Origin of the sequence: Klebsiella ornithinolytica (assembly GCF_030505655.1) — a bacterium.
Classification (GTDB): domain Bacteria; phylum Pseudomonadota; class Gammaproteobacteria; order Enterobacterales; family Enterobacteriaceae; genus Klebsiella; species Klebsiella ornithinolytica.
In genome coordinates this window covers 2749310-2775817 of sequence record NZ_CP130153.1, presented here as the reverse complement: position 1 = coordinate 2775817, position 26508 = coordinate 2749310, and the positions used below count along the sequence as shown (strand labels likewise).

The 26508-nt window shown below is 55.5% G+C and carries 25 protein-coding genes and 1 pseudogene; 12 read left to right on the top strand and 14 right to left on the bottom strand.

Annotated elements, in window-relative coordinates:
- Positions 1-43 precede the first annotated feature (43 nt).
- From Q1L34_RS13365 to Q1L34_RS13345, 5 genes are all read right to left on the bottom strand, one after another.
- Complete coding sequence (locus tag Q1L34_RS13365) at positions 44-859, bottom strand: DNA/RNA non-specific endonuclease (protein ID WP_327204091.1); 816 nt, start codon at positions 857-859, stop codon at positions 44-46.
- 86 nt (positions 860-945) lie between these two features.
- Entirely contained in the window at positions 946-1746 is an 801-nt protein-coding gene (locus Q1L34_RS13360; RefSeq protein WP_004862099.1) for a hypothetical protein, read from the bottom strand.
- A gap of 676 nt (positions 1747-2422) precedes the next feature.
- Complete coding sequence (pgtA, locus tag Q1L34_RS13355; RefSeq protein ID WP_088883961.1) at positions 2423-3667, bottom strand: two-component system response regulator PgtA; 1245 nt, start codon at positions 3665-3667, stop codon at positions 2423-2425.
- A complete protein-coding gene (gene pgtB, locus Q1L34_RS13350; RefSeq protein WP_327204565.1) occupies positions 3633-5660 on the bottom strand; it encodes a two-component system sensor histidine kinase PgtB in 2028 nt (675 codons plus the stop codon). Before pgtB ends, pgtA begins: the two co-directional genes overlap by 35 nt.
- Positions 5657-6913, bottom strand: a complete 1257-nt coding sequence (locus Q1L34_RS13345; protein WP_434064500.1) for an ABC transporter substrate-binding protein — start codon at positions 6911-6913, stop codon at positions 5657-5659. The genes pgtB and Q1L34_RS13345 overlap by 4 nt, the downstream gene beginning before the upstream one ends.
- Before the next feature lie 463 nt (positions 6914-7376).
- On the opposite strand from Q1L34_RS13345, the gene pgtP reads away from it, so the two are divergent.
- On the top strand, positions 7377-8762 hold the full coding sequence (gene pgtP / locus Q1L34_RS13340) for a phosphoglycerate transporter PgtP (protein WP_064359329.1): 1386 nt from the start codon (positions 7377-7379) through the stop codon (positions 8760-8762).
- A 71-nt stretch (positions 8763-8833) separates the two neighbouring features.
- On the opposite strand, the gene oxlT is transcribed toward pgtP, so the two are convergent.
- Positions 8834-10108, bottom strand: a complete 1275-nt coding sequence (gene oxlT / locus Q1L34_RS13335; RefSeq protein WP_004862108.1) for an oxalate/formate MFS antiporter — start codon at positions 10106-10108, stop codon at positions 8834-8836.
- Positions 10109-10425: 317 nt separating this feature from the next.
- Between oxlT and Q1L34_RS13330 the strand changes: the two genes are divergently transcribed.
- On the top strand, positions 10426-10905 hold the full coding sequence (locus Q1L34_RS13330) for a GNAT family N-acetyltransferase (protein WP_064357045.1): 480 nt from the start codon (positions 10426-10428) through the stop codon (positions 10903-10905).
- Positions 10906-10917: 12 nt separating this feature from the next.
- On the opposite strand, the gene Q1L34_RS13325 is transcribed toward Q1L34_RS13330, so the two are convergent.
- Positions 10918-12117 carry an MFS transporter gene (locus Q1L34_RS13325; protein WP_004862113.1) on the bottom strand — a complete coding sequence of 400 codons (1200 nt, stop codon included), beginning with the start codon at positions 12115-12117 and terminating at the stop codon, positions 10918-10920.
- 108 nt (positions 12118-12225) lie between these two features.
- On the opposite strand from Q1L34_RS13325, the gene Q1L34_RS13320 reads away from it, so the two are divergent.
- Positions 12226-13173, top strand: a complete 948-nt coding sequence (locus Q1L34_RS13320) for an AraC family transcriptional regulator (RefSeq protein ID WP_004862114.1) — start codon at positions 12226-12228, stop codon at positions 13171-13173.
- A 17-nt stretch (positions 13174-13190) separates the two neighbouring features.
- Here the strand turns inward: Q1L34_RS13320 and Q1L34_RS13315 are convergent, their stop codons facing one another.
- Positions 13191-13472, bottom strand: coding sequence for a VF530 family protein (locus Q1L34_RS13315; RefSeq protein WP_004862116.1), 282 nt, complete (start codon positions 13470-13472; stop codon positions 13191-13193).
- A gap of 285 nt (positions 13473-13757) precedes the next feature.
- On the opposite strand from Q1L34_RS13315, the gene Q1L34_RS13310 reads away from it, so the two are divergent.
- Genes Q1L34_RS13310 through Q1L34_RS13295 form a run of 4 tightly spaced genes read left to right on the top strand, consistent with a single transcriptional unit; the run spans position 13758 to position 17060 of the window.
- On the top strand, positions 13758-14786 hold the full coding sequence (locus Q1L34_RS13310; RefSeq protein ID WP_004862120.1) for an isopenicillin N synthase family dioxygenase: 1029 nt from the start codon (positions 13758-13760) through the stop codon (positions 14784-14786).
- A gap of 23 nt (positions 14787-14809) precedes the next feature.
- Positions 14810-15616: a MetQ/NlpA family ABC transporter substrate-binding protein gene (locus Q1L34_RS13305; RefSeq protein ID WP_004862122.1), complete on the top strand. Its 807-nt coding sequence runs from the start codon at positions 14810-14812 to the stop codon at positions 15614-15616.
- Complete coding sequence (locus tag Q1L34_RS13300) at positions 15613-16404, top strand: methionine ABC transporter ATP-binding protein (RefSeq protein WP_004862124.1); 792 nt, start codon at positions 15613-15615, stop codon at positions 16402-16404. Before Q1L34_RS13305 ends, Q1L34_RS13300 begins: the two co-directional genes overlap by 4 nt.
- Positions 16401-17060 (top strand): methionine ABC transporter permease, encoded by a 660-nt coding sequence (locus Q1L34_RS13295; protein WP_160873165.1) that lies wholly within the window; start codon positions 16401-16403, stop codon positions 17058-17060. The genes Q1L34_RS13300 and Q1L34_RS13295 overlap by 4 nt, the downstream gene beginning before the upstream one ends.
- 26 nt (positions 17061-17086) lie before the next feature.
- Here Q1L34_RS13295 and Q1L34_RS13290 read toward each other — a convergent pair whose 3' ends face one another.
- Positions 17087-18163, bottom strand: coding sequence for an NAD(P)H-dependent flavin oxidoreductase (locus Q1L34_RS13290; protein ID WP_048023601.1), 1077 nt, complete (start codon positions 18161-18163; stop codon positions 17087-17089).
- 91 nt (positions 18164-18254) lie between these two features.
- On the opposite strand from Q1L34_RS13290, the gene Q1L34_RS13285 reads away from it, so the two are divergent.
- Positions 18255-19097 carry a LysR family transcriptional regulator gene (locus tag Q1L34_RS13285; RefSeq protein ID WP_015584306.1) on the top strand — a complete coding sequence of 281 codons (843 nt, stop codon included), beginning with the start codon at positions 18255-18257 and terminating at the stop codon, positions 19095-19097.
- On the opposite strand, the gene Q1L34_RS13280 is transcribed toward Q1L34_RS13285, so the two are convergent.
- The 4 genes and pseudogenes from Q1L34_RS13280 to Q1L34_RS13265 all read right to left on the bottom strand — a co-directional run bounded on the left by Q1L34_RS13280 (position 19094) and on the right by Q1L34_RS13265 (position 21702).
- Complete coding sequence (locus tag Q1L34_RS13280; RefSeq protein ID WP_369974014.1) at positions 19094-20191, bottom strand: YbfB/YjiJ family MFS transporter; 1098 nt, start codon at positions 20189-20191, stop codon at positions 19094-19096. The genes Q1L34_RS13285 and Q1L34_RS13280 overlap by 4 nt on opposite strands.
- Positions 20192-20524: 333 nt before the next feature.
- Positions 20525-20701: pseudogene (locus Q1L34_RS13275) on the bottom strand (LysE family transporter); the annotation flags it as partial.
- 12 nt (positions 20702-20713) lie between these two features.
- Complete coding sequence (locus Q1L34_RS13270; RefSeq protein WP_032717465.1) at positions 20714-21259, bottom strand: GNAT family N-acetyltransferase; 546 nt, start codon at positions 21257-21259, stop codon at positions 20714-20716.
- Complete coding sequence (locus Q1L34_RS13265) at positions 21256-21702, bottom strand: VOC family protein (RefSeq protein WP_004862136.1); 447 nt, start codon at positions 21700-21702, stop codon at positions 21256-21258. The genes Q1L34_RS13270 and Q1L34_RS13265 overlap by 4 nt, the downstream gene beginning before the upstream one ends.
- Positions 21703-21902: 200 nt before the next feature.
- On the opposite strand from Q1L34_RS13265, the gene Q1L34_RS13260 reads away from it, so the two are divergent.
- The 3 genes from Q1L34_RS13260 to tam all read left to right on the top strand — a co-directional run bounded on the left by Q1L34_RS13260 (position 21903) and on the right by tam (position 24577).
- Positions 21903-23093 (top strand): MFS transporter, encoded by a 1191-nt coding sequence (locus Q1L34_RS13260; RefSeq protein ID WP_123629269.1) that lies wholly within the window; start codon positions 21903-21905, stop codon positions 23091-23093.
- A 228-nt stretch (positions 23094-23321) separates the two neighbouring features.
- Positions 23322-23612 (top strand): hypothetical protein, encoded by a 291-nt coding sequence (locus tag Q1L34_RS13255; RefSeq protein WP_004862141.1) that lies wholly within the window; start codon positions 23322-23324, stop codon positions 23610-23612.
- A 200-nt stretch (positions 23613-23812) separates the two neighbouring features.
- Positions 23813-24577 carry a trans-aconitate 2-methyltransferase gene (gene tam / locus Q1L34_RS13250; protein ID WP_032717468.1) on the top strand — a complete coding sequence of 255 codons (765 nt, stop codon included), beginning with the start codon at positions 23813-23815 and terminating at the stop codon, positions 24575-24577.
- Between the two features lie 36 nt (positions 24578-24613).
- Here the strand turns inward: tam and Q1L34_RS13245 are convergent, their stop codons facing one another.
- Positions 24614-25342, bottom strand: a complete 729-nt coding sequence (locus tag Q1L34_RS13245) for a flagellar brake protein (protein WP_050486212.1) — start codon at positions 25340-25342, stop codon at positions 24614-24616.
- Between the two features lie 201 nt (positions 25343-25543).
- Between Q1L34_RS13245 and Q1L34_RS13240 the strand changes: the two genes are divergently transcribed.
- Positions 25544-26476, top strand: a complete 933-nt coding sequence (locus Q1L34_RS13240; RefSeq protein ID WP_064357037.1) for a LysR family transcriptional regulator — start codon at positions 25544-25546, stop codon at positions 26474-26476.
- The last annotated feature ends 32 nt before the right edge of the window (positions 26477-26508 follow it).

Sequence of the window (26508 nt, the reverse complement as noted above, 5' to 3'; positions counted from 1 at the left end):
ACGGCCATTCTGCGGTCTGAGTTTAACAAGCCAGATTATCGTTTTACAGGCAACCCATCTCGCTGGCTAAAGTCCCTTTCGTTGCTTTGATATGAGCCAAGACCTTCGCAGGCAGCGAGGACCAAATCGAGAGTTTTGGGTTTGTTTTACTCTCAATCAAGTCTACGGTGACCTGGTAATCGCAAAAATTAGCTGTTTTAGGCGTTGACTGATCCATCAGAAACGCTGCGTATTGTCCTTTATCAGGACTGACGCCAATAAAAATGATCTTCCAGTAGGCACTTGGAATTTCAACCGAAGGGTCCGCCGGTAAAGTGGCGATATGTCGTTCGAAAAGTGGTCCGGTGACTGAATAAACAGCCGTAACATCACTTCTGTTGGCCAGTTCTCGTTCTTTATCTTCTAACCTAACCCAGGCTCCCTGATTGAGGTCCGCCTTTTGTGGAGTAATATTCGACAGATAATTGAGTGATGGCCAGTCTGACGCCCCCCCTAACCCAGCCAACGGTGCCTGGTGTCCGCGGTCTACCTCAAGGAGCGTATTAGCATTTTGATAAGCATCCGGGGATAATGTATCAGCAGGTGGTAATGCGGGATCCCGCTTCCAGTCTCTCGGACGGCCGCTCGCCTGACTGGATTTTGTCATTTTATATGCCACCCAATTAGCAAACTTAGTATTGCTATTATTATTCAGGGTATAACTATCGCGAACTAATGTCTGATCACTGCCACCGCTTGGGCATCCAACTTCACAATTATCTGTTGTTACAGGAAATTGAGTCGAGGGTTGATAACTGGTAGTACAAGAAAATAATAAGAACACAAACCACAAGCATAAATATCTATAGTAAATACGCATCTTAACACCTCATAGCATTACGCTTGACCACGCCAATATTAAACGAAAGCGCTGCAATTTATTGCAGCGCTTTATTTAAAAAAACGTCATTCCAGACACAGGGCTTTTACTGTGCTGCCACTTTTAGCCGGCGTTTTCATATCATTCAACCACTGTTCCATGGTGGTTTTTTCTTGTTCCGCAAAAAGATCTTTAACCCGTTCCCAGCTCGCACGGGAGAGACTATATAACGCCTGTTGCAATGAGTATTCAGACTTAAAGGAGATCACGCCTTTGCTTTGGGTCGACGAAATCTCAAATGTGCTGGCATATAGCGTGAAAATCACCTGGTCGTCGCCAGTTTGCAAAATGTTTTGCGTAAAGTTTGATGATTTCTGATCCTGGTTTGCATAGCTTAGCGCGGCTTTTGCTAACGAGGTTACGGAAGATTTAATCTTAGACTGGTCGCTTTGTGTAAGACCATCAAAAGCATCGACAAATGAGTTGATGAGCTCATCTGCGTTATGGCTTTGTTGTTTAATATTTTTTGTCTCTGCGCTTAGTAAACTCAGACACGGAACGTTGGCCACGTTCTGAGTAAACCTGGTGAAATAGACTTTATTCCCGGTACCATCAGGATCCAGCGCGTTATAACCTGATTGCACGCGACAGAGGTTTACAATGGTTTGCAGGCCATCAAACATTGTTTGCGGGGCTGACGATGTTGCATTAACAAGTTTACTTGCGTGAATATTACCATCAATATAATCCTGCGTCGCAGCGGCTATCGCAGGGTTCATAACAAGTATATCTTGTGAGTTAAACAAGAATATATGATCATGATTTACCGGGCTGGTAATGTAGTTAAACCAGGTCTGTGTTCTGTCTTTAATATCTTCCGAACTCATAGTTTATCTCCGAACAATATTAAACAGATGCAATCACTGTACCATTGCGAAGAGCAAAGCAAGTGATTGCCTTGTGGTTGATTACCTATTAAAAGACGATGATTTAACATCAAACTGGCAGTGTAAAAGAGAAACGAAAACGTGCATTGCTGGTTGCAATGATGATTGCGCCAGAATATCTGGCGGGCTGCAAATTTGATGTTTTACTAGCTTATATTCTGTCCGAATTTTATCCATCAAATATTCCATGCAATCTTCAAAATTATATGTCGAGGTTGCTTTAATGAGCGAAAAACAACGCGATGATTATTATGAAAATAATGTATGGAGTGGACAATAAACATTTGCACAGATGCGGATGGATATCTTAAAATATGTGTTTATTCGATCATTAAAACTGTGTAATTTTATTTTTAAGGATAAAATTCTTTATTTAAACGAAACGACAGAAAACCAAATTTTCAGATGAAAAAAATGACACGTGCCGGCCACCGTCAGCTTGAGTGCGGGGAACAAAAAAATGCGCCCACAGGCGCACCGCTAACGCTTTGCAGATTGATTCTTCCCTGACCGTTGGTGTCACCCGGACACCGGCAAAGACCCTAATCATGGCGCTCGAGCAGCAGTAACCCGCTAGCGGTAAAGCGCCATTGAGCTCAAACACCGCCCCGCCGGCTTAGCGATAGTGGTGCTTGTCTAAGCCAAATTTCTTCATTCGCAGGTAGAGCTTTTTACGCGGGATCTGCAAATACTCTGAGACATCGTTGATCCGGCCCTGATGGATGTTCAGGGCCTCAATAATGATCTGCCGTTCATAATCCTCAACCCGCTGGTCTAGTTGCATCGGTTCTACCTGATGCAGCAGCGGATTGGGGATCTCGGCCAGCGGCATCACCCCGACGGCAAACAGCCTGGCGGCATTTGCCAGTTCGCGCACGTTGTTCGGCCAGTGGCGATTGACCAGCTTTTTAGCCAGCGCCGTCGGCAGTTCAGGTACCGGATGATTCAGCCGTAAGCAGGCCTGCTGTAGGTAGTGCAGAAACAGGGGCTCGATATCGTCGAGACGCTGTGCCAGCGGCGGGCAAAACTGCTGGGTCATGGCAAAACAGTAATAGAGATCGGGAACAACCAGGTTGTTGCCCACCAGGGTAATCAGCGGCTGAAGCCCCGTGGCAACCAGTCGACACGGCGGTTCATCCTGCGCTTGCTGATGGGCCAGTACCAGCTGCTGCGCCTGGCTCAGAAATTCGATATTACGCAGAACCAATGTGCCGCCCTGCGCCTGCTCACACCACGCCTGCAGCGGTGTCTCCTGGCCTTGCAGGATATCGCCGAAAATTATCGGCCGATCGCCGCGCGTGCTGAGGCGATGCAGGTAGCATGCCGCCAGCGTTCGCCCCGTTCCCCGTTCGCCATGAAAATAGACCGCGACATCCGTTTCGGCCAGCTGCTGAAGCGTTTGTCGCATCTGAATCACCCACTCGCTGCGGCCAATCAGGTTGTCTTCCAGCTGCTCTTTTTGCCACTGTCGCCGCATCACCTGCGACTGACGCTGGGCCAGCGCTTTATCGACCAGCTCTAACAGCTGTCCGGGATTAACCGGTTTTTGCAGAAAATCCCAGGCGCCTTTCTTTACCGCCTCAACCGCCATCGGGACATCGCCGTGGCCGGTAATTAATATCACCGGCAAATGCGGATCGTGTTTAAGCAGTATCTTCAGTAAATCGATACCGGAACAGTGCGGCATACACACATCGCTGAGCACAATGCCGGGCCACGCCTCGCTGACCAGATCCTGTACGCTTCGCGGATCGCCGCAGGCGTAAACCCGATGCCCGGCCTGGGTGAGCAGCTGGGTATAGGCATCGAGGACATCGCTATCATCGTCAATCAGCAATATGTTGTGGTGATCGGTCAGCATGACTTATTTCCGTAGCTAAAAATTGCAAAACAACACAGGCATGACGATCCAGCGTCGACGCCAGCCGTAGATGCCCTTCCATCTGTATCATTAACGATTCGCTGATCGACAGGCCGATACCCAGCCCCAGCTGCTTGCTGGTGACAAATGGCTTGAGGAGCGACCCCGCCAACGCCAGTGGCCAGCCGCCGCCATTATCCGCGATCATCACCGTCCAGCCTTCAGCCGTGCGCTCCCACGCCACGCTAATGCAGGGCGCCGTCTGGGCGGCATCCAGCGCATTGGTGAGCACATTTACCAGCACCTGCTGGATGCGCACCTCGTCACCGAGTACCCGTGGTTCATCAGGCGGCAGGTTCAGTACGCCGCACAGCGGTTTATGGCGCAACGCCAGCAGCTCCCAGGCGGCAACGAATGCCTGGCGCAGACTGACGGCGCGGGCGGGCGTATCCACCTCCGCACGACGAGAGAACTGCCGCAGGTTGCGGATAATGGCGTCAATTCGGCCAATCAACCCTTCCGCCCTGACCAGGGTCTGGCTGGCGCTGGCCATCTGTTCATGCTTAATGGCGGTACGGGCGCTGTAGAGATACATCGACAGGGCGTTGAGCGGCTGATTGATTTCATGCGCCAGCGTTGTCATCGTCTGCCCGACAACCGCCAGCTTGGCCGCCTGAACCAGCTCATCCTGGGTCGTACGCAGATGGATATCGATCCTCTTGCGCTCAGCGATCTCCTGTTCCAGCAGCTGGCGTTGTTGATTAAGCTGTCCCAGGGTATGGCGCAGCAGTTTCCCGATGCGCCCCAGTTCATCTTCGCCATACACCGGAATAGCGGCGTTAACATCGCCCAGTCCGATACGCACCACCGCCTGATTCAGCTGGCTAAAGCGTTTAACCAGCCGCGAGCGGATAAAATAGTGGTTGAGCAAATATGCCAGCGCCAGCGCCAGCAGCGTAGCAATCAGAATCAGACTGCCGCTGAACCACATGGTATGTTCCAGGCGCTGATTGAACGCGCGCATTTTAGCGTGGCTGTCGCTGAGCTGGGACTCCAGCTGGGCGCGAAAACGCGCCAGCGTGCTCTCTTTGGCTTGCGTCACCTGCGCCAGCGCCTTTTGCGCTTCAATGTATTCCCGAATCGCGGCCGGCATTTTGTTTTCCGCGATGCCGGTGTCGAGCAGCTCATCGATGGTTTGCCGCAGGGTGATCGTGCTGGGATAGCCTTCCAGCAGATGCATATTGTCATCGGCGGTGTTTTTAAGGTAGGTCAGGTAGCGAATATGCCCTTCCACGTTGCCGTCGCCCTCCGTGCTGGACTGCACCTCGCTGAGTCTGTCGCGCAGGTCGCTAATAATCTGGTTCTCAATGCGCGCCAGGGTGTAGACCTGCTGCTGTTCTCCCTGTACCGCCCGCAGATTGGCCTGCAGACGGTGAACGGCATGGCCCTGCTTCTCCTCCATCTGATCCAACAAGGCGCCCTGCTGCCAGCTGAAGTCCTGCACCAGGGAGTTCATCTCCGAGGTGAAGTCATCATGCAGCCAGTTAATACGCGCGGTGATTTCATTGACCTTTTCCCGTGCGATAAACATGTTGTAGAGCGAGCGATCGAGCCTGGCGAGCAGCTGCCGGCTGTCGCGAAGCGTCAGCTCAATTTGCTGGCGTTCCGGTCTATCAAGGCGCTGGCTTAACCTGTCGATGTCATCCAGATGTTGCAGGATCTGGTTACGTAATTGCAGGCGCGACGTGGTATTGGCCGCCAGTAAAAACTCATTAAGCTGATCGACCAGCGTATTCAGGCTATTTTCAATCAGGAACGAGGTCTGAATCCGCGGGAAATAGTCGTTGAGCGCATAGCGAATTTGCGAGCTCTGTTCGTGCCAGGAATAGAGGCTGACACCGCTGACGACGAGGGTCAGCAGCGCGCCGGTCAGGAACGCGCCGCGCAGACTGGCGCTGATAGTCAGATTTCTGATAAAGCCGGGCAACCTCATTTCAGGTTCTCCAGCTTGACGATCGCCTGCCGCTGTTGTTCCTGGAAAAAGAGCTGCCACTCCATCATGAGCTGTTCGGCCCGATCTTTATTATCCAGCTGTCGGAGATAATCCTCATCGCGACTCTGCTGCTCGCTGACCGGCATGGCGGTCAGCAACGCACGGACCTCCGGTAGCGGCGTCTTAAGCCGGGCTTCAGCATTGTGCAACGCCCGCCAGGCATCCTTCAGCTGCGACAGACGAAAGCTGATCGCGGTATCAAACAACTTTTGCACCAGACGCTGACGTTGCAGGATCAACTGATAATTGAGCGAGGGTTCGCTCAATAGCTGGCGCTGCCGCCGCGCGCGCGGCGTATTTCCCGGGTCGGGGATAATCGAGTATTTTCCGGTGTTGGTATCCGAGAGCGCCTGCTGGCCTTCCGGACTCAGCAAAAACTGAATAAAGCGCCGGGCATCCGCCGGGTACGGGTTATGACGAATCATCGCAACATAGGTAGGTGATGCCGCCGAGTGCGGAAAATAGTGAAACGTCAGGTTGGGATCGTTGAGCAACAGATTGGCGTAGTTATCAATCACCGGGCCGACCGAACCTAAGCCGCTTTTGATTTTATCCGCCACGCCAAAACTGCGGCTGGAGATGGTGATCAGGTTTCCCGCCATGCTCAAAATAATCTCCCAACCGTGGTTCCAGCCCTCCTGTTGCAGCAGCGATTCCACCATCAGATGGTTAGTATCCGAACGCGAGGGGCTACTCATTAATAAGGTGCCCTGGTAGCGCGCCTGCATCAGATCGTCCCAGCTGCCGGGCAGCGGCAGATGGCGCTCGCTGAGATTACGCTGGTTAATGAGCAAACCAAAACCGGAGATGGCCACCGCGACCGCGGTACCGCGGATCGAAGCCGGTACCCGCTGCTGCGACTGGGCCGGCGCGTCCGGGTAGGCAGCCAGCCGCTGATGTTCCTGCAGGTGCTGCAGCAGCATGGGTGAGGAAGTCAGCACCAGATCGATATTCTCGCCTCCGGCGCCGTCCAGCAGTTGTTCCAGTGAGGCGCTGGTGCGATTCAGGGTACGGATGATCACCGATTGCGGCTGAGTCTGCCAGCGGCTGATGATATAGGCGGTCGCATCAGGTGAGAACGTGGTGGCAATCACCAGTTCATTCTTTTTGGCCTCAGCGCTAAAGACCATCAGCAAACTGAGAAAGAGCGCAATACCCCATCCGCGCTGTCGTTTATTTGACCACTTCGTCATGAAATACCCTTCCCGCTGAAATGGTTTTGTGATCGTTTTCATAAAACAAGAACCTGAATAAATAATATCTCGCTGAGGTTTGTGACAAAAAAGTTCATTGCCCGGCGCTTTGCTTAAAGCCGGGAAAATATCCACACTCAGCTTAATCTCGCAGAATAATAAACAGCCTAGCACCGCTATTAAAATCATACTGTTAACAAGGTCAAACTAACAAGAATGCAGGCCCTTTGCGCCGTTGCACCATATGCCCCCGGCCCGCATGAGTATTTCACAAAATGAGTGATGCCAGAAAAATATATTTGGGTCAAAAAAAGAACGTCTGGATTTATATTTGAGTCACTTTTGACTCAAATAGCCTGGATTGTATTGTCGCTTTGTTTTCACCACAATCGATAGCGTACTGACAATCGCTTAATTGAATTATCCCGATATTCACCACCGCCAATAAAATACAGGTACGGTTATGCTTTCATTATTAAAACCCAAGGTCGCCTCGGCCACGATTCCTGCACAACAGATTGCCCCCACCTATAAACGCTATCGTATGCAGGCGCTACTGAGCGTCTTTCTCGGCTATCTCGCCTACTACATCGTGCGTAACAACTTCACGTTGTCGACCCCCTACCTCAAAGAGCAGCTTGACCTGAGCGCCACTCAAATTGGCATGCTCAGCAGCTGCATGTTGATCGCCTACGGTATCAGCAAAGGCGTGATGAGCAGCCTGGCGGATAAGGCCAGCCCGAAAGTCTTTATGGCCTGCGGACTGGTGATGTGCGCGGCGGTGAACGTCGGGCTGGGCTTCAGCAGCGCGTTCTGGATTTTCGTGGCGCTGGTAGTGATCAACGGGCTGTTTCAGGGCATGGGCGTTGGCCCCTCGTTTATCACCATCGCCAACTGGTTTCCACGCCGCGAACGCGGCCGGGTCGGCGCATTCTGGAACATTTCGCATAACGTTGGCGGCGGTATTGTCGCCCCCATCGTCGGAACCGCTTTTGCGCTACTCGGTACCGAACACTGGCAGACCGCCAGCTATATCGTTCCCGCCGCGGTTGCGGTGCTGTTTGCCGTTGTGGTGTTGATTCTGGGGAAAGGCTCCCCGCGCAGCGAAGGGCTACCGGCGCTCGACGAAATGCTCCCGGAAGAGAAAGTGCTGCTCAATACCGGCAAAGTGGAAAAAGCGCCGGAAAACATGAGCGCATGGCAGATCTTTTGTACCTACGTGCTGAAAAACAAGAACGCCTGGTACGTGTCGATGGTCGACGTGTTCGTCTATATGGTGCGCTTCGGGATGATCAGCTGGCTGCCTATCTATCTTCTGTCGGTGAAGCACTTCTCGAAAGAAGAGATGAGCGTCGCCTTTCTGTTTTTCGAATGGGCGGCTATTCCGTCGACGCTGCTGGCCGGCTGGCTGTCGGATAAGTTGTTTAAAGGTCGCCGCATGCCGCTGGCGATGATCTGCATGACGCTGATCTTCTTCTGCCTGATTGGCTACTGGAAAAGTGATTCGCTGTTTATGGTCACGGTGTTTGCCGCCATCGTCGGTTGCCTGATTTACGTCCCGCAATTTCTGGCCTCGGTACAGACCATGGAGATTGTGCCGAGCTTTGCGGTCGGTTCTGCCGTCGGTCTGCGCGGTTTTATGAGCTACATCTTCGGCGCGTCGCTGGGGACCAGTCTGTTCGGCGTGATGGTAGATAAGCTGGGCTGGCACGGCGGTTTCTATCTGCTGATGGGCGGCGTGGTGTGCTGCATCCTGTTTTGCTACCTGTCACACCGCGGCGCGCTGGAGCTGGAACGTAAGCGTCAGGAGGCGGCCAGCGCGCACGAGCTGTCGCTGGCACAGGCGTAAATTCGTCAGTATGAGATAAAGAATAGCCCCGGCGGCCACAGGCTGGCGCCGGGGTGGAGACCTGAGAACCTTTAGCGAAGCGCGGCCGCGTCACTGTGTTGACGGATAAACCGTGCGCGCCAGGGTTTCAGCAGCGCAATCGCCAGCGCGGCAGTAATAAAATCAAGCCCTATCGCACAGCTGAAGACCACCCCCCACCCTTGAGTATGCTGGTACAGCAGCGCCGCCAGCGGGCCGCCAAAAATCGATCCGATCCCTTGCGATATATACAACCAGCCGTAGTTAGAGCTCGCATATTCGCTGCCGAACGTGTCGGTCAACGTGGAGGGGAACAGTGAAAAGATCTCTCCCCAGCCGAAAAACACCACCCCGGACAACAGCACAAACAGCATCGGATCGTCCCGGCAGGCCAGCCACAGGGTCATCGCCACCCCTTCCAGCGCAAAGGCGATAAACATGGTGTTTTCGCGGCCATAGCGATCGGAGATAAATCCGAACAGCGGTCGCGTCAGGCCATTGGTAAAACGGTCGATAGTCAGCGCCAGCGGCAGCGCGGCCATGCCGAAAACCACCGCCTTACTGATACCGAAATCCTCAGCAAAGACGGCCATTTGCGACGTCACCATCAGTCCGGAGGTCGACATCATCGCCATCATGGCAAACATCAGCCAGAAAAGCGGTTGGCGCAGCATTTCACGCGAAGTGAATTGCCGGGTACTTTGCGCAACGCTCCGACTGGCGGGCAACGCTCCGCTATCGGGCGGCAGCTTCAGCCCCTGACTGGCCAGCAATCCCACGGCGGCAAAGAGGATGCCAAAGACTGTCATGGTCTGTTCCAGTCCGTACTGGCCCAACGAAACGGAGACAGGAAAGGTGGTCATAATCGCCCCCATGCCATACCCTGCCGCGACGGCGCCAGCGGCAAATCCACGATGGCGGGGAAACCATCGCACCATTAAACCGACGACGCCGATATAGACAATACCGGTCCCCAGCCCGCCGAGGCCGCCATAGACGAGGTACAGCGCGGCCAGGCCGCTGACCTGAGCCGAGAGAACCCAGCTCAGCCCGGCCATGACCGTGCCGATAGAGATAAGCAGCCGCGGGCCAAAGCGCTCAACCAGCCGTCCCTGAAACGGCGAGAAAAACGTCTGCAGGATAATCAGCAGCGAAAAGGTAACCTGTAGTTCCGCTAACCCGACGCCCAGCTTTTCGGTCAACGGTCTGGTCAGCAACGTCCAGACATATTGCGGACTGGATATTGCAGCCATACAGATCAGGCCAAGTGAGAGTTGCGTCCATTTGCCATATCTGGCGACAACCAAAGGTTCTCTGAGAACGGTCATAATCAGCTCCAGTAATCCGTTAGCCACAAATCAACAATGACGGCCATGACGGTTATGGGTCCTTGAAACCCCGCCCCGTCCCCTGCGCATCCCAATACTTACAGTGCTAAGCATTAACCATGCCACGTTATTTATTTGTTATTTATCAATGTCTTCTTGAAGTCATCGGCCGCCGTATGTTCAGCCTGGCGTTGCGCTGCACCGCTGAAGGGCGGTTTTTGTTCGCCTGATGTGCAGCTAAAAAGGGAGATTCGCTATAATTGTGTCGCCGCCGGGGATGTTCCGGGTTCAGGCAGGGAAAAGAGAAAGGAGTGAGATTGACTATTTCAGTTCGTCAGGCAACCCGTCATGACTGGCCAGCATTACAGCGGCTGTTTCTTTTATCGCGGTGTCATACGTTTACGTGGCTGAACGTCACCGATTTTCGCTTAACCGATCTGGAAAAGCAGACTGAAGGGGAAACGATCTGGCTGGCGCATGATCCTCAGGGAGAGCTGGCCGGTTTCATTGCCGTCTGGATGCCAGACCACTTTATTCACCATTTGCATGTCGCTCCCGCCCGTCAGGGATGCGGAGTGGGCAAAATGCTGCTGCAGGCATTACCCGGCTGGCAAGAACACGGCTATCGGCTGAAGTGCCTGACGCGCAATCACAGGGCGCTGGCGTTTTATGCCGCCAGCGGCTTTGTCACGCTTGGCGAAGGGATAAGCGACGAGGGAACGTATCACCTGCTGGAACGCAAAGCGGCCTGGCCGCAACAGCAGGCGAAAAAAATGCGCCCGCAGGCGCATCGTTGACGCGGCGCGGATCTACTCTTCGCTGGCCGGGGATTTCACCCGTACGCCGGCAAAAACAATAATCATGGCGGTCAGCAGGAGTAAACCGCTGCCGGTAAAGACGCCGCTGGCGCCATTGAGGTCAAACACCGCCCCGCCGCCGGCCGCGCCGGCGCCAATCGCCAGCTGAATAGAGGCAACCAGCAGCCCGCCCGCGCTTTCCGCTTCATCCGGTACCGTCGTCGCCAGCCAGGTTGACCAGCCTACCGGCACCAGACCGAAAGCAAAGCCCCACATGGCGACCAGCAGTCCGTCGAGAAGCGCGATGTGGCCGAAGGTCACCATCATCAGCGCCAGTACGCTCATGGCCAGAGGAACCAGCGCCAGCGTCAAACGCAGGCTACGGCTCAGCAGATGCCCGGCAATAGAGGTCCCGATAAAGTTCGCCACCCCAAATCCCAGCAGAATCAGAGAGACCCCTTCGACGCTGGCCTGGGCGACGGTCTCCAGGAACGGCCGCAGATAGGTGAAAAAGGCAAAATGTCCGCTGAAGATTAAAATGGTGGCCAGCATCCCGCCAACCATGCCGGGACGACGCAGAACCTTAAACAGCGTAGCAAAGCTGCCGACGCTTTCCGGGCGCATTGAGGGCAGTACCCACAGTTGCCACAGCAGCGCCAGAACGCTCGGGACGGTACAGAGAATAAAGACGCTGCGCCAGCCGATCAGGCCGCCCAGATAGCTGCCCAGCGGCGCCGCTACCACGGTCGCTATCGACACGGCGGAGAAGATCACCGCCAGCGCTTTCGGCACGAACGCGGCAGGCACCAGACGCATCGCCGTGGCGGTCGACATCGACCAGAATCCGCCGATCGCTATCCCCAGCAGCAGGCGTCCCAGCAGCAGAAACTCGAGCGAGGTGGCGAAAGCCACCATCAGGCTGGAGACGATCTGCAGGACAGAAAAGAACATCAGTACCCAGCGGCGGTCGATATTTTTAGTGGCGGGGGTGATCAGCAATCCGGTCGCCAGCGCCACCAGAGCCGTCGCGGTCACCGCCTGCCCCGCCATCCCTTCGCTGACCCCAAGGCTGGCTGCCATCGGTGTTAACAGGCTGGCGGGAAGAAACTCTGCAACAATCAGGCCGAAAACGCCCAATGCCAGTGCATACACGGCGCGCCATGCGGGCCTGGCGGTGGCCAGCCTCTCTTCAGTTGCAATGCAGGAACTCATAAACATCTCTCCAGAACAATTAACATTTCGTTAAGGTTAGGAGGTTCCGTCAGGACGATCTATGATAAATACTCTGTGATTATTGATAATTCGTCCGGGAATGATGTTATGACTCAGCAAGCCCTCGATCTCACCAGCGAACTACTGCGCGGCATGCGCCTTTCCGGCGTCAACTATCGGCGCATCGAAACCTCCCGTCCTTTCGGCGTCGAGTTCGGCTTTGTACCCGGTAAAGCGCAGTTTCACTTTATCAGCCGGGGACCGGTACTGCTGCGCATGGTCAGCGGTCAGCGCTTAATGTTGCAAAGCGGCGATGCGCTGTTTATTCCCAACGGCGATGGCCACGTGCTGCTCTCTGATGACCAGGCATCGGTAGTCAACGTCTCCAGACTTCCCAGCGAACCGGTTTGTGACTCGGTAAGCTGTGTCAAAAACGCGTGCGACGACGCGGAAAGCGGCAGCGCCATTATCTTCAGCGCTTGTATGGACTTTGAGCTGGGCGGCATGCAGCCTCTGGTTAAAGCGATGCCCGAAGTGATGCTGGTCAGCAGCCTTCTGACCAGCCGCCCGGAAATCCAGCCGATGCTGGCGGCCATGGAACGCGAAAGCCTCACTCGACAGGCGGGCTATGCCGGTATTCTGGCGCGACTTGCCGATGTGGTGGCGGCGCTGATTGTTCGCGGCTGGGTGGCGTGCGGTTGCGGTAACGCAAACGGCTGGGTACAGGTCCTGCGCGATCCCAAACTTGCCAGAGCTATCTACGCGATGCATCAGCAGCCTGGCGTCAACTGGAAAGTCGAAGAGCTTGCGCGCGAAGCCGGGACCTCACGTTCCGTTTTTGCGGAACGTTTCCTCGCCGCCACCGGTACCACACCCGCGCGTTACCTCACGGAACTGCGAATGCGTCTGGCCGTGCAGTATATTTCGGATGAAGGTCAGACGCTGGAAAAGGTCGCCTTCCGCCTGGGATACAGTTCGTTAGCCGCCTTCAGCCGGGCCTTTAAGCGCATCACCGGCAAGGCGCCAGGGGCGCTCCGTGGCGAGACGGTGCTGTAATGCTTCGCGCTTACGCCCTACTCTTTTTTATTCTGCCAGTTCGCCCACGGGCTTTCCGCCGACAGCGGCGTCGCGGTGGAGGTTGAATCGCCGAGAGAGTCGATATAAAGGTCTTCAACCTCTTTACGCGCCCACGGCGTTCGACGTAAAAATTTGAGGCTCGATTTGATGCTCGGGTCGCTCTTAAAACAGTTGATATTGATCCGTTTTGCCAGCTCGGCCCAGCCATACTTCGCCACCAGGGCGTTCAGTAAAGCCTCAAGGGTGATGCCATGAAGAGGATCTTTAGAAGGCTGCATTGCGATGTTGAATCCTGAATATCTGATAAATGTCGCACACCATACTGGCTACACCGCCCCTGCGCAAGGCAGAAAGCAGGTTCGCGACGCCTTTATCCATTATTCGCAAAAGCACAGAACCCCGCCCGGTCATAAATTAGAAAAGAAGGTTATTGGTTGATTATTTTCCGTTGAGGCAAGCTGTGTTCACCCCACAGAATGAGGAAATCACCATGCGCTGTTGTTGTCCCCGAACCCTGAATATGAATAAACGCAACTCCCTGAATGCCGTCTTCGGAGCACACAATGAACGCAACGACTTTGCCGATTCTCGATCTTGCTCGCTACGCCGATCCTGCTGAAAAAACGGCTTTTCTGGCCGACCTTCGCCATGCGGCCCGCGAGATCGGCTTCTTTTATCTGATCAATCATGGCGTCGACGATGCCCTGCAAAAAGCTGTCCAGCAGCAATCCCGCCGCTTTTTTGCCCTGCCTGATGAGCAAAAACAGCCGGTTGCGATGATTCATTCCCCACACTTTCGCGGCTATAACCGCGCCGCATCCGAGCTGACCCGCGGACAGCCAGACTGGCGAGAACAGTTTGATATTGGCGCCGAGCGTCCGGCGCTGCGTCTGGATGACGATGCGCCGCGCTGGCAGCGTCTGCAGGGGCCTAACCTGTGGCCGGAAGCGCTACCGACGTTGAAACCCACGCTGCTCAGCTGGCAGCGCGCCATGACCGAGGTCGGCACAACCCTGTTGCGCGCCTTTGCTGAAGCGCTGGCGCTACCTGATGACGCCTTTGAGACCTTGTATGGCAATAAACCCAACGAGCATATCAAACTGATCCGCTATCCCGGTCAGCATGAGACGCAAAGCCACCAGGGCGTCGGCGCGCATAAAGACTCCGGGTTCCTCAGCTTCCTGCTTCAGGATGAGCAAAAGGGTCTGCAGGTAGAAGTTGCCCCCGGGCAATGGATCGATGCGACTCCGCTGGCCGGCAGTTTTGTCGTCAATATTGGCGAACTGCTGGAGCTGGCCACCAATGGCTACCTGCGTGCCACCGTCCATCGGGTGGTGTCTCCGCCGGTACACCAGGAGCGTCTCTCTATCGCATTTTTCCTCGGTGCGCAGCTGGATGCCACCGTTCCGGTCTTCACCCTGCCGCCGGAACTGGCGCAGGAAGCGCTCGGACCGGACAGCGATCCGCAAAACCCGCTGCTGCGCGAAGTGGGCTGGAATTACCTGAAGGGCCGCCTGCGCTCACACCCGGATGTGGCTGAACGCTACTACCAGGATGTGTTTCGCGAACCGGCCGGGCAACCAATCGTTTAAAGATAACAATAAAGGAAAACACCATGAAAATTGCCGCTTTTAAACTGGCAGGGGTTGCTCTGTCTCTCTCTTTCGCCTGGACATCAGCGCAGGCCGCCGCCTTACGCGTAGCGGCTGACCCGGTTCCGCATGCGGAGATCCTTAACTACATCAAGAAAATCGATCCGAGCCTGGATTTGAAGGTGGTCGAACTGACCAGCGGCGTAAATGCCAATGAACTGCTGGCAAACGGCGACGTGGATGCAAACTATTTCCAGCACGTACCCTATTTGAAGGATCAGGAAAAGGCGCTGGGCAAGACCTTCGCCGTCGCCGCCACGGTTCATATTGAGCCTTTGGGTATCTATTCGCGCAAGCACAAAGACTTTGCTTCACTGCCGGAAAATGCCACCGTCGCCGTGCCCAATAACACCACCAACCTGAGCCGTGCCCTGTTCCTGTTGCAAAGCCAGGGACTGATCAAACTGGCCTCCTCCTTCACCGACCCGGCCACGACGCTGGCGACGCCCAAAGATATTGTGGAAAACCCGAAGCATCTGAAGATTCTCGAAATTGAATCGCCGCAGATCCCGCGCTCTCTGGACGATGTCGATCTGGCCGTGATCAACGGTAACTATGCGCTGGAAGCCGGGCTGACGCCGGCAAAAGACGCGCTTGGCCTTGAGAGCGCCAGCCATAACCCTTACGCCAACATTCTGGTCACCAATCCCTCCCTGGCAAGCGATCCGCGCATCAAACAGCTGGCGAAAGACCTGACTTCGCCGCAGGTGGCTGAATTTATCCGTCAACGCTATAACGGCTCGGTTATCCCGGTTACCCCGAAATCATGATTGAAGCGATCGGGCTGAGTAAAACCTACGCCGGAACAGGCCGACCGGCGCTGAACAATGTGTCGCTGCAGGTCCCGAAGGGCGCGATTTACGGCATCCTCGGACGCAGCGGCGCGGGAAAAAGTACGCTGATCCGCTGTCTGAATCTGCTGGAGCGGCCCACATCGGGCCGCATTATTGTGAACGGACAGGATATTACGCAGATGGATAAAGCCGCGCTGCGCGCTTATCGCCTGCGTACCGGGATGATCTTTCAACATTTTAACCTGCTGCACGCACGTAACGTCGCCGACAATATCGCTGTGCCGTTGGAAATTGCCGGCATGACCAAAACGGCGCGTCAGACGCGAGTCGCGGAGCTGCTTGAGCTGGTCGGGCTTAGCGATAAAGCCCACGCGTTCCCTTCCCAGCTATCGGGCGGGCAAAAACAGCGCGTGGGTATTGCAAGAGCGCTGGCGTCAAGGCCGGACGTCCTGCTGTGCGACGAGGCGACCAGCGCCCTGGATCCCGAGACCACCGCCTCGGTGCTGGCATTGCTCGCAGATATTAATCAGCGTCTGAATCTGACGATTGTGCTGATCACCCATGAACTGGAGGTGGTCAAAACCCTGTGCGACCACGCCGCGCTGCTGGAAAATGGCGAAATCGTCGAAAGCGGCAGTATCGCCGAACTGCTGGTGGCGCCGTGGTCGAAGCTGCGTCAATCATTGCTGCACGATCCGCAGTCGGAACGCGATTTTCTTGCTCGTCATGGTTATCAGCGGAGGCCATTATGCACAGTCGCATGAGCTGGGATGACCTTTGGCCGCTGCTGTGGGACGGGACGCTGGAGACGGTGTATATGGTGGGGCTGGCGGCGGTATTTACCGTTCTGCTCGGCCTTCCGGTTGGCGTGGTGCTGTTTATTTCGCGTAAAAACGGGTTGCTGCCGATGCCGAAACTCAACGCGCTGCTGGGGGCAGTGATTAACTTCGGTCGCTCGCTGCCGTTTATCGTGCTGCTGATCGCCCTGATCCCGTTTACCCGGCTGATTATCGGTACGACGCTCGGGAGCACGGCGGCGGTGGTGCCGGTAACGATTGGCGCCTTCCCTTTTTTCGCCCGGCTGACGGAAAACGCGCTCGATGAAGTGGATTACGGACGTATTGAAGCCATTTTGTCGATGGGCGGCACGGTCTGGCATGTAATTTTTAAATCGCTACTGCCGGAAGCATTGCCAACCCTGCTGGCTGGCGTCACGCTGACTATCGTGATGTTGATTGGCTTCTCGTCAATGGCCGGCGTGATCGGCGGCGGCGGGCTGGGCGATTTGGCGATTCGCTATGGCTATCAGCGCTTTAATAATGAAGTGATGGTCGGCACGGTGCTGATTCTGGTGGCCCTGGTGCAGGGCGTGCAGATGGCGGGCGACAGCCTGGTCCGCCGACTGGCCCACCGTCGTTAAACATCAGCCGTCGCGGCAGGTCGCCATCACCGCCGCGACGGCTGAGTGGAAAATCCGCCCTCCCGGATCAGCGTTTGCATCAGCTCCGCTGCCGGCAACGCCCGGATCATCCCGACCCCCTGTCCTGCCCAATGTGCCCCAAATCCCCATTCGCCCTGCGCTTTCGCCGCTGCCGCCAGCGCTTTTCCCGCGTCGTAGGCTAGCGGGTAGTCCGGGGGCATAACGTCGGGATTGCGTCGACCGGTTTCACAAAATGCATTGTCAATGCAGCGCGCCGGGCGACCGGAAATCGCCGCAGTCATCACGGTTTCTGGCGTTGGTTCACCGCTCAGCGCCTGGCGATATCCGGCGTCGGTAGCCGATTCCGGGCAGAGCAGGAACGCGGTCCCCAGCTGAACCCCTTCTGCGCCCAGATGCATCATGCTGCGGATCCCGGCACCGTCCATGATCCCCCCGGCGGCAATAACCGGTATCGACACCGTCCGCTTTAGCGCCTGGACCAGCGTCAAGGTACTCATTTGCCGATCGTCGCCGCGAGGATCGAAGATCCCGCGATGACCTCCGGCCTCATACCCCTGCGCAATCACCACATCGAAGCCCTGGGCGACGACCCGCTGTGCCTCGTCTACGCTGGTGGCGCTGGCCATGGTCAGCACACCTTTTTCCTTCAGCCGGCGAATGAGTGTCTTATCCGCCACGCCAAAGTGGAAACTGACCACCTCTGGCGCCAGGTCAAGTAGCAGCTCGGCCATGGGCTGATTCACAAGGAAACTTTGATAGATTTCCGTCAGCGTCTCGGGCGGTTGCGCGCCGAAACGAGCGAATAGCGGACGCAACAGCGCGGTCCACCTTGCTTCCGTGTGCGGGTCCCGGCGCGCCGGCGCATGGCAAAACAGATTGACATTGACGGGCTGCGTGGTCAGATGACGAGTACGCGCAATCAGCGCTTCGGCCTGGGAAACGGTCGCGGCCCCCAGCCCCAGCGAGCCGAGCCCGCCGCTGTTACTCACCGCGGCAGCCAGCTCTGGGGTTGAGACCCCGGCCATCGGCGCCTGAATGATGGGATAGGCAATATCCAGTCTCTGCGTAAAGCGGTTGCTCATGGTCACCCTGTTTGAATGTGTGATGCTGAATGCTTAACATCTCTTTTTGAGATGTTAAGATCAATATCATTTCCATATTTAGAAGAAAAATATGAACCACGCCACGTTACTGATCTTTAAAATTGTCGCGGAAGAGCAAAGCATTACCCGGGCAGCCAAGAAGCTGGGCCGTGTGCAATCAAACATCACCACGCGCATCCAGCAGCTGGAAGAAGAGCTTGATGTCGAGCTGTTCGTGCGGGGCAATAAAAAAATGGTGCTCTCCTCTGCCGGCAAGCAGTTCCTCGATTACGCGCTAAGAATACTGAGCCTTGGCGAAGAGGCGAAACAGGCGCTGCACCCGACAAACCCCGCCGGGCGCCTGCGCCTGGGGGCGATGGAAGCGACAGCCGCGAGCCGGCTTATTCACCTCCTTCCACGGTTCCGCGCCATCTGTCCGCAGGTCGAACTGACGTTGCATACCCAGCCTACGCAGCAGTTGACCGATCTGGTACAGCGTGCCGCCCTCGACTGCGCGCTGGTGAGTCTGCCGGTTACCGCCGAAGGTGAGCTTGTCCGCCCGACGGACATCGACGCGATCCCCGTTTTTGACGAGCAGCTGATGCTGGTGAGTCCAGAGGGGCCGGCTGATATCAGACTTGCCGCTTTTCCCAGGGGCTGCAGCTATCGGGCGATCGCGGAAGCGTTTTTCGCCTCCGATGCGCATGTCGAGATTCAGGATGTGGGGTCGTACCACGCCATGATCGCCTGCATTGCGTCCGGTGGTTATCGCGGTATCCTGCCGCAAAGCGTAATAGATATCCTGCCCCTGCCAGACAACTGCCAGATTCAGCCGCTTAAGCAGGTACAGACTCAGCTCATCTGGCGCCGGGAATCTATGTCCCCTGCGCTCAGTGAAATGCGGCAACTGCTGACGGCGGGCATCCAATTTTAAGGATGCGCGCGCGCTGACCTGACCGCAACCAGCCCTGCCGCCAGACACAGAGACGCTGCCGCCGCAAGCAATGAGGGATTAAACGATCCCGTCAGGTTATGCAGCGTCCCGGCGACAAATGGCCCGATAATCTGTCCGATACCATAAGTGGCCGTCATCGCCGCGATCATATTGAATTTTACCCGCTGATTCAGCCTTCTGGCTTCCGGGAGCGCAATGGTAACGGTGCCCATAAAGGTAAAACCGACCAGCAGCGCGCTGAGCAGGCAAGCGAGGAGCGTCTGGCTGAGAGCCGGCAGTACCACGCCCGCCGCCTGTATCAGCAGATTGGCGGTCAGCGCCCGGCGGAAGCCCAGTTTGATCACCAGTTTGTGCCAGATAAAGCATGAAGGGACCGCCGCGAGACCAAACAGCGCCCAGAGTTGCACGGGATCGATCTGCGCCAGCGAAGCGGATAAAAACAGCGGCAGGTAGGTCGCGGTAATGATGTAACCAAAGCCAGAAAAACCATATATCGCCAGCAATCGCCAGGCATCGGCGGTTTGTCCATCCGTCGCTGTTAAAGCCGGCGACTGCGGCGGCCAGGTCTGCACCTCATGGGCCGGCATCAGCAGCAGGCGTACGACCAGGAAAAAGAGGATCGTCGCGCTCGCGGCGCAGATAAGCCAGATTTGTGGGCTGGAGAGCGCCGCATGTTTCGCCAGCGAAATACCTTCGGCGGATAAAAAGATCCCCATTCCAACGCCGGAAAAGAGTACCGGCGCACCGTGATGGTGTTGCATATGCTGGAGCAGCCATAGCGAGGCGGCGATCATCGTCACCGCACTCAGCACCCCCGCCAGTCCGCGGATAAGTATGATCCCCGAGGGCGAACTCACCCACGCCAGTAGCGCCAGGCACACTAACGTGCATGCCACCGAAGCGAGAGTCAGGCGGGTGCTGTCAGCCGGTCGGGCTTTCGACAGCAGCAGCGCCCCGATCAGATAACCCGCGTAGTTGACCGACGCTGCCAGATTCCCCTGCCGCAGCGATAGAATCTGCTCATTCAGCATTACCGGGAGAATTCCGGTATAGGCAAAACGCCCGTATCCCATGCCGATAATCAGCACCACTGCACCGGCCAGCGCCAGCCACAAAGCCTGACGTTCCGGCCGCTGTTTCGTCCTGTTCACTCGCTACCTCGCCGCTGAAAATCTCAATAAGAGAATGACGTTTCTACTGTTCTCTTGGTGTCGTGGTAATAAACAGGCCGACCAGCAGAAAACGCGGAGCGCAGGCCGACCACTGCTGCCAGTGTAGAGGAGCCCGATGAAGATGCTTCGCTGAACAACGAAGTGTGGTGGTCAATGCGACGGATAAATGCGGGGGGCTTGCAGCCCCCGTAACGGTTAGCGGTGACTGAGCGCCAGTCTGGCCGCAAAGAGCATAAATACCCCCATTTTCGGATTTAATACGTTCCCGAGCACTCCTTTTAAAAACCAGTTGCTGGTAAAAGGCGCGGTAGACTGGCGCGTATCGAAGGCCTGACGTGGACGAAGCAGAAGCTGAAAGCCTGGCCAGCATAAGTAGGCTGCCCCACACCATTTCAGGATGTTGGTCACGAGCCGCATCGTGCTTCAGCGCACCAGGCGGTTCCACTCCTCCCGGGTGATTTCCCACAATTCTGCATCCAGCATGCCCGCGGTAAACTGCTGTTTCTCTACGCGAATCAGCCGCATGCCGCTGTTCATCGATATTTTCCTCGATCCATCGTTGTCGCGGGCTTTAGGCGCGCGCAGCACCTCCCGATGGAGAGTGTTAAACCAGAAGTCGGTCACACAGCGGCAGGCTTCGGTCATTAACCCCTGACGCTGCCAGGCCGGATCCAGCCAGAAGCCGCGATTGTTATCCGCCTGGTCGGAGAGCGTAATCAGGCCGATAAGCTGCTCCGGGGCGGCCTGGCGGCGAATCGTCCAGAACCAGCCGCTCCCCTTTTCGGCAGCCGGTAAGGCAATCGTGTTCACATAACGAGACGCGCCGTCGTCCGGGAACGGCCACGGAAAACTGGCCGCCAGATGGCGCACGATTTCCCATTGCGGAAACACCGCCTGAATCTGCGGCGCGTCGTCTTTGACCAGCGGGACCAGCCGCAGCCTGTCGGTGGTTAAGAGTGGCGCTTTCACGGAGCCTCCTCGCGGAGCCATGGCGTAATCGTGACGCCCGTCAGCAGCCCTTCCGGGCTGAGCAGTCGGGTGACGGTCTGACCCCATGGTTCTTCCCGGTTGGCGATCAGCAGTCGGTATCCTTTGGCCATCAGCACGTCGGAGGCGGCCTGAATATCGCGCACTTCAAATTCAATCCACGCCTGGGGAACGGGCAGATCTGCCGGCCACTCTTCACTGCCAAAGCAGGAGAACGCCGCCTGGGCCAGCGGCCAGAGGGCAAAATGTTTCACTCCCGCCAGCGCATCCTGCTCGGTCAGCAGATAGTCATCGTTACCCGCCATCCGTTTCAACGGTAAACCTAACGTCTCGCCATAAAAGGCATGGCTCAGCGCGGTGTTTTGCGTGATGGGACCAAATCCCGCGACAAACAGCACGGCGATATCGGTGAAATCTTTTGTCATCTTCCCTCCTGACGGTGAACACAGAATAGAGCCAGTAGAAAATTTATACATTGAATACGCAGACTTGCACAGATTCGTCTTGTCCCAACGCTAATTTTGGTGGGTTTGGCTAAAACAGCGGAAAAACGCATCCTGTGCTCGTCCGAATGACCGGGTCTGCGCTATGCTGCTCACACCTTCGTTTGAAATACCATGATGTTATGACCTCTTCAGTCAGTAATACTCAGCTTAATCTGCGCATTATCTCGATCGTCGTTTTCACCTGTATCTGCTATCTCTCCATCGGCCTGCCGCTTGCCGTGTTGCCGGGATATATCCATTACCAGCTGGGATACAGTACGCTCATTGCCGGTGTTGTTATCAGCCTGCAGTACATTTCGACGCTGTTCAGTCGGCCGCACGCCGGACGCTATACGGATATCTGGGGGCCGAAAAAGGTCGTCAGTCTTGGGATCGTCTGCTGCCTGTTGAGCGGTCTGTTCACACTGGTTGCTGTGGCGCTGCAATCGGTGCCGGTGCTGGCGATTAGCGCTTTGTTGATTGGGCGTATTTTCCTCGGCGTCGGTGAAAGCTTTACCGCGACGGGAGCAACGCTGTGGGGAATTAAAACCGTGGGGGCGATCCATACTTCGCGAGTGATTTCGTGGAATGGCGTGGCCACCTATGTGGCGATGGCGGTAGGCGCGCCACTCGGCGTGATGCTCAACAGCGTCTTTGGTATCAGCGGTTTTGCCGCGGTGGTCGTTCTGGTGGCGGTGATTGGCCTGCTCTTTGCCCGTACGCGCCAGGATGTCAGCGTCACCACCGGTATCCGGGCGCCGTTCCACGTGGTGGTGCGCAAGATCTGGCCTTATGGCCTGGGCCTGGCCCTGGGAACCGTCGGATTCGGGGTCATCGCGACCTTCATCACGCTCTACTTTTCCGCGCATCGCTGGCAAGGCGCGGCATTTACCCTCTCCCTGTTCAGCGCCGGGTTTATCTGTGTTCGCCTGGTCGCAGGCAATGTAATTACCCGCTATGGCGGCGTCCGCGTCTCTCTGGTCTGCTTCGTGGTCGAGTGTCTCGGGCTGATGATTATCTGGCTCGCGCCTTCCGCATGGATAGCCGGCCTCGGCGCACTGCTGACCGGCAGCGGTTTCTCTTTGGTTTTCCCGGCGCTGGGCGTGGAGGCGGTCAGACAGGTTGAAGAACAAAACCAGGGGACGGCGCTGGGGACCTATTCGGCCTTTCTCGATTTAGCGCTGGGTTTGACCGGCCCGCTGGCTGGCTGGGTCGCCGGCTATTATGCACTGGATACAATTTATCTGCTGGCCGCGGTGGTCGTCGTGCTGGCATTCCTGCTGGTTTTTCGTGTCCACCTGCAGCAACGCGCCGCTATGCGCCACGTATGAGCGACGGTCTCCGGTAGTCGCAGGTTACCGGAGCCGGTAAAAAACTAATCAATAATTGACTGTGATTCCGCATCCGTGCCAACATCCTTGTCACGTCTGGTTACAGGCGCACTGACGTGGCGGGTGGCATAACAGAGATCGCGTAATTAAAGATCCGGCCCGTGACGTAACCCAATCCGAATCACTGACCACGACGGTGAGTTCTTGAGCCTGGCGGGAAATACGCAAATGCATCAAAGCTTTAATCAGCGCGTTCATTTCTATTACTGCATCTTAGTCGCGCTGAAAATTCATGGAAAATCAAAAAAATCGGGTGGAATCAGAGGAAAGAACAATTTCCTGCTGAAATGGCTGCGTAAAGCTCAGGACAACAATATCTTCCATCCGGATATCACCAGCGAAATCGAATGGCTGCGCGGTAAAATTATTCAGGCCGGGTATGACACCGATCTGGAGCCGATGCTGGACTTCGTCTATGCCACGGCGAAACGCGCCGAAGCGCTCAAGGAGAGCGATTAACCGCCCGCACATTGCACATTACACATGCCGGGCTCCCCGGCATAGCCCACGTGTAAACGCTGAGGCACGTGTGGCGTACCGCTCGTGCGTGACATTGTCACAAAAAGGGTGACAATTCCTTCATCGCGAGCAAAAGACGTTTTATCTGACGGCATTGCCCTCTATGCTGATGAACGCGTATATCTTACCCGGAGTCACCCATGGCCGACTGGAATCCTTCCCTGTATCTGAAATTTGGCGCTGAACGTACGCGCCCCGCCGCTGAATTAGTCGCCCGTATTGCACAGCATCCCGTCACATTCGCTGTCGATCTGGGCTGCGGTCCTGGTAACAGCACCGCTTTGCTGCATCATGCCTGGCCGGAAGCGACCCTTGTCGGCGTCGACAGCTCACCGGCGATGCTCGATGACGCCGCCCGGGCGCTGCCGACCTGCCGGTTCGTCGCCGCCGATATTCGCCAGTATCAACCCGAACGCCCCGCGGATCTTCTCTATGCGAACGCATCGCTCCAGTGGCTGACGGATCATGAAACCCTGTTTCCGCACCTCGTTAATCAGCTGGCGGATAACGGCTTGCTGGCGGTACAAATGCCGGACAACTGGCAGGAACCCTCCCACACGCTTATGCGTCAGGTGGCGCAGGAGATGGGATTCCCGGAGAGCGGACGTCATCCGCTGCCGGGTGCGCAGGCGTATTACGATATTCTCACCGCCTGCGGTTGCGAGGTGGATATCTGGCGAACAACATATTACCACCCGCTGGAGTCGCACCAGGCGATTATCGACTGGCTGCAATCCACGGGGCTTCGCCCCTACCTGCAACCGCTCGATGCCGGGCAGCAGGAGGGATTCCTCGAACGCTATCTGGCGCTGTTGCAGCAACACTATCCGCTACAGCGTAACGGAAAGGTCCTGCTGCTGTTCCCACGACTGTTTATCGTCGCGCAGCGCAAACCTCGCCTCTGATGACAGAGACGTCCGGCGAGATAGCCACGCAATGCGCTATCGCCGGGCGTCAGCGTCGTTTTTGTCGTTGTAATGACCGCTTTCTGGCATTACGCGTTTTTTTCTTTTCTCATTGATCGTCAACTCAAGCATAAGGTCTTCCATCCGCTGTTTATCGTCCTCGTGGCGAAAGATAAATTGACATGAAATACGATATTCAACGCGGCTGTCGCGGCCAAAACAGGGGGGGCTATAAATATTTTTTATCGCCAGATCAACGATTATTTCGCCATAGGCACCAAGATTTAATATGGCTTGCTTCAGATACAGGTTAGCGACTTTTAATTCACTGAATGCCTGATGCGCTATTAATCCGCAGCCGCCGCAGGATAGATTATCGATCGCAAAATGATAGTTTTTGCCATTACGAAAACGGCCATGGCAGAAGAAAGGATAGTCCGGCGCCGTCGTCAGGCGCGGATGCGCTCTTCTCTGGGTTATTGTAATGCTATCCGGGAGATTAAATAGTGTCCCGATACTGTCCGCTACACCCTTCTTTCTCCGTGAAAAAAAATTAGCCTTTCCATTCTCGCTAAAAATAGTAAAGGATAATTTTTTACCATCAGAAATATCAAGATCGGTGGTAAAACCGGCGGCACTCACCTCTTTCAACTGAGTGGTCATCAGGTTATCTTGCGTGTGTATTTGCAGGAGACTTTTCTTTTTTAACTCCTCTCTCAATAAACCCATTAAATCATATTTATTCGTACGATGTATTCTTGACATATACTTCACCTCAGCGCAAATCTTAAGTGAAGATAAAAATAAACTTAAGTCAATAAACACGATAATAAATATCAATTAATACGATTGTTATTTTGCAGTCAAATTATTTATGGTTTGTACAGATTGAATGGTTTATAGCATGCCGCTATTTACTCGCCAGAAAAGACTATAATTAGGCCAATACTGAATGCGGAAAATGCTATGGATATGATTCTGGCCATGCGCGTATATGCCCGGGTTGTCGAACGAGGGAGCATCTCGCAGGCAGCCAAAGATCTGCATATGGGGCAATCTTCGGTAAGTGAAACCCTCACCCGACTGGAAAAATATCTGGCAGTACGTTTACTGATGCGCAATCCGCGCGCTATCACCTGCACGGATTATGGCATGACGTTCTACAACCACAGCAAAATTGTCCTTGCGGCGGCGGCAGAAGCCATTCGCGCCGTGACACCGACGGAAGATCGACTTGCCGGGACGTTACGTCTGTCTTCGCCCTGCTGCTTCGGCGAAACGGTGGTGCCAGAACTATTGGCACTGCTCTATGCCGCCTATCCTTTGCTAAAAATCGATCTCACCCTCAATGATGCAATTGTGGATCCGGTCACTGAGGGGGTCGACATCTCTCTGCGCCTGGGAAAATTAGCAAACGGGATTTTTATTGCCCACCCGCTTGGCCAGGTCGAAAGAAAACTTGTTGCCTCAGCTGAATACCTCCGTAACAGCGAGGCCATTACCGTTCCGGAACAGCTCCGCCATCATCCTTTTATTCGCGTAAAGGGGATTTTTGATGGTGGAGACCTGATACTGTATGACGAGGATGGCGTGGTGGTTCACACCCGTATCAATACGGTGGTGGCGACCACCCACTGGAGTTCTATTTATGGGCTGGTCAAACGCGGCATCGGCATTGGCGTTCTTCAGGCGCCGGCATGCATGAAAGAAATAAGCAATGGTGAAATGGTTGAGCTATTGCCGGGTTATCACATCCCCGCTTTTGATTTACATGCCTTGACCCCACCGCAAAAACCGATTTCACCCGCAATCAATCAGGTGATATCTTTCCTGAAAACCACGGTGCCCTCTCTTCTGGCACAATATCATGCTTCAGCAATAAACATCCGGCGCGGTTGAGCGGCGCCAAAGCAGGCGCCGCAGCAGAGTTA